Origin of the sequence: Desulfococcus sp., assembly GCF_050178255.1 — a bacterium.
Taxonomy (GTDB): Bacteria; Desulfobacterota; Desulfobacteria; order Desulfobacterales; family Desulfococcaceae; genus Desulfococcus; species Desulfococcus multivorans.
The window spans coordinates 1-2771 of sequence record NZ_JBFXGG010000197.1 but is presented as its reverse complement, the minus strand read 5'-3'; the positions used below and the strand labels follow the sequence as shown (position 1 = coordinate 2771).

General features: G+C 62.6%; 2 protein-coding genes and 2 pseudogenes. All 4 read left to right on the top strand.

Annotated elements, in window-relative coordinates:
- Positions 1–360: pseudogene (locus tag AB7S84_RS17140) on the top strand (3-deoxy-7-phosphoheptulonate synthase); the annotation flags it as partial.
- A 21-nt stretch (positions 361–381) separates the two neighbouring features.
- Positions 382–1416 carry a 3-dehydroquinate synthase gene (gene aroB, locus AB7S84_RS17135; protein ID WP_428156021.1) on the top strand — a complete coding sequence of 345 codons (1035 nt, stop codon included), beginning with the start codon at positions 382–384 and terminating at the stop codon, positions 1414–1416.
- Entirely contained in the window at positions 1397–2494 is a 1098-nt protein-coding gene (gene pheA / locus AB7S84_RS17130; RefSeq protein WP_428156019.1) for a prephenate dehydratase, read from the top strand. Before aroB ends, pheA begins: the two co-directional genes overlap by 20 nt.
- Positions 2495–2617: 123 nt before the next feature.
- A pseudogene (locus AB7S84_RS17125) lies at positions 2618–2771 on the top strand (shikimate dehydrogenase); the annotation flags it as partial.

Sequence of the window (2771 nt, the reverse complement as noted above, 5' to 3'; positions counted from 1 at the left end):
CTCCGGGCGAAAAACCTTCTGGAGGCCATCATCGTCGACTGTTCCCATGCCAACTCCAGCAAGAAATACCAGAACCAGGCCCGGGTGTGGCAGGACTGCATCAACCAGCGCCTGGACGGCAACGACGCTATTGTGGGCCTCATGCTGGAAAGCAACCTCCGGGAGGGGAACCAGAAACTGACCGACGACCCGTGCAGGCTGGCCTACGGCGTTTCCATCACCGATGCGTGCATCTCCTGGGAAACCACCGAGGCCCTCATCCGATCCGCCCACGAACAGCTTCTGCGTTCCCGCCGGGGAAATTCGGGGGACGCGGCCCTTTCGGGGAACGGACGCTACAAAGTCGCCGTGACGGCCTGACGCCCGGACCAGGAGCATTCCATGAAAACCCTTCACATTCACGGCAGCACCGGCGATTCGACCCTCAGGGTGGGAGAGTCCTTCTCTCACCTTGACCAATACGTACCCGTCGATCGAACGGTCATTATCACCGACCCTGCCGTCAGGGCGCTTTACGGAGACAGGTTTCCCGACTGCCCGATCATCGAGATCGGGATCGGCGAGCGCAACAAGACCCTCAAGACCGTGGAATTCATATATGAACGCCTGATCAAAATAGCGGCGGACCGGTCCACATGGATCGTCGGCATCGGCGGCGGCATTGTCTGCGACGTGTCGGGATTCGCCGCATCCACCTATCTGCGGGGGGTTCAATTCGGCTTCGCACCCTCGACCCTGCTGGCCCAGGTGGACGCCGGCGTCGGCGGCAAGAACGGCGTCAACTTCGCCGGGTACAAGAACATGGTGGGAACCTTCAACCAGCCCGCCTTTGTCATCTGCGACATGGAGATGCTCAAGACCCTGTCCCGGGCGGACCTTCTGTGCGGGTTCGCCGAGATCGTCAAGCACGGCGCCATCGCCGACCCGGCCCTCTTCCGGTACGTTGAGGACCGCCGGCAGGACGCCCTGGCCCTCGAGCCGGCCGTGGTCGAACGGATGGTTTACGACGCCGTCGTCGTCAAGGCGAATATCGTCAACCAGGACGAGCGGGAGGGCGGCGTTCGGCGAAAGCTCAATTTCGGCCACACCTTCGGCCACGCCGTGGAAAAGGTCACGGGCGTTCCCCACGGAGAAGCCGTGAGCATCGGCATGGCGGTGGCCGGTCTGCTGTCGGTTCGCCGCGGGTATCTGGGCCAAACGGATCTCCAACGGCTGACGGATCTTCTCGAGGCCCTCGGGCTGCCCACCCGCCTTGACGTGGATCCGCAACAGGCACTGGACGCCCTGAAGCGTGACAAGAAGCGGTCGGGAGACCACATCAAGTTCGTGCTGCTGAAGGCCGTGGGCGAGGCGGTTGTCGAGGATATCCGGATATCGGAGCTGGAGGAGGTGCTGCATGAGCGCTCCCGGGATTGACGTCGACCCCCGGATCGACGACCGTCGAAAGGCCATCGACGCCATTGACGATCAGCTCCTGGAGTTGATCAACGAACGGCTTCGCCTGGTCATGGACGTCGGCAGAATCAAGGCCGAACAGGGGCGGCAGGTGCTCGACAGCTCCCGGGAAAGCCGGATCTTCGAGCGGCTCCTCCGCCGGAACCGCGGGCCCCTCGATGAAAAGGTGCTCATCCACCTGTTCACCCAGATCATGGCGGCCTCGCGGCAGCTCCAGCGGCCCCAGCGGGTCTCTTTCCTGGGCCCCGAGGCGACCTTCACCCACATCGCGGCCATGAACCATTTCGGCCCCTCCGTGGAATACGCGCCGCAGCCGAGCATCCGCGACGTGTTCCGGGATGTGGAGAAGGGCGAATCCCACTACGGGCTGGTGCCGGTGGAGAACTCCATCGAGGGCGCGGTCAACCACACCCTGGACCTGTTTTTCGAGTCCGAACTCAAGATCTGCGCCGAGCGGTACCTTCAGATCTCCCACGATCTCCTGTCCAGGGCAGGCGGCCTCAAGGCGATCAGGACCGTTTATTCCCATCCCCAGGCCCTGGCCCAGTGCCGGATGTGGCTCCAGAAATACCTGCCCGACGCCGTGCTGAAGGAGTGCAACAGCACCGCCCGAGCCGCCCAGAAGGCTGCGGAGATCGAAGGCGCCGCCGCCGTGGCCTCCAGGGAGGCGGCCCAGATGTACCAGCTCGCCGTGGTGGCCTCCCGCATCGAGGACGTGGCCCGCAACACCACCCGGTTCCTGGTCATCGGCCGTGACGCGGTGCACCGCACCGGACGGGACAAGACATCCATGATGTTCGTCACCTCCCACGTGCCCGGGGCGCTTTACAAGGTTCTCAAGCCCATGTCCGACGCCGGCCTCAACATGGTCAAGCTGGAGTCCCGCCCCACCAGGCACGAGAACTGGAGCTACTTCTTCTTCGTGGACGTGGAGGGGCACATCGAAGACGCCGCGGTGAGCGAAACCCTGGAGGAGATGAAGAAGCTTTGCCTGTATTTGAAGCATCTTGGGTCGTATCCGAAGGCGAGTGAGGGGTGAAGGGGAGAGGCTGAAGACTGAAGGCTGAAGGGGCGCAGGCCGTACCCTCCCGGCACCTCCTTCCGGTTACGATGACGAGAGGCGAAAATTGAGATACAGCACTAAAAACGTGAAGCCAAAACGATGAACATCGATATCAACACACGCCTTTACGGCATCTTCGGGCATCCCGTTTCCCACAGCCTTTCCCCGGCCATGCATAACCGAGCGTTTAAGGCTATGGGGTACAACGGGGTTTATCTGGCATTCGACGTTCCCGACATCAAGGCTGCCGTGT

Excerpts from the sequence above, each read along its gene's own strand:
- aroB (WP_428156021.1), top strand. The coding sequence starts at position 382 with ATGAAAACCCTTCACATTCACGGCAGCACCGGCGATTCGACCCTCAGG.
- pheA (WP_428156019.1), top strand. The coding sequence starts at position 1,397 with ATGAGCGCTCCCGGGATTGACGTCGACCCCCGGATCGACGACCGTCGA.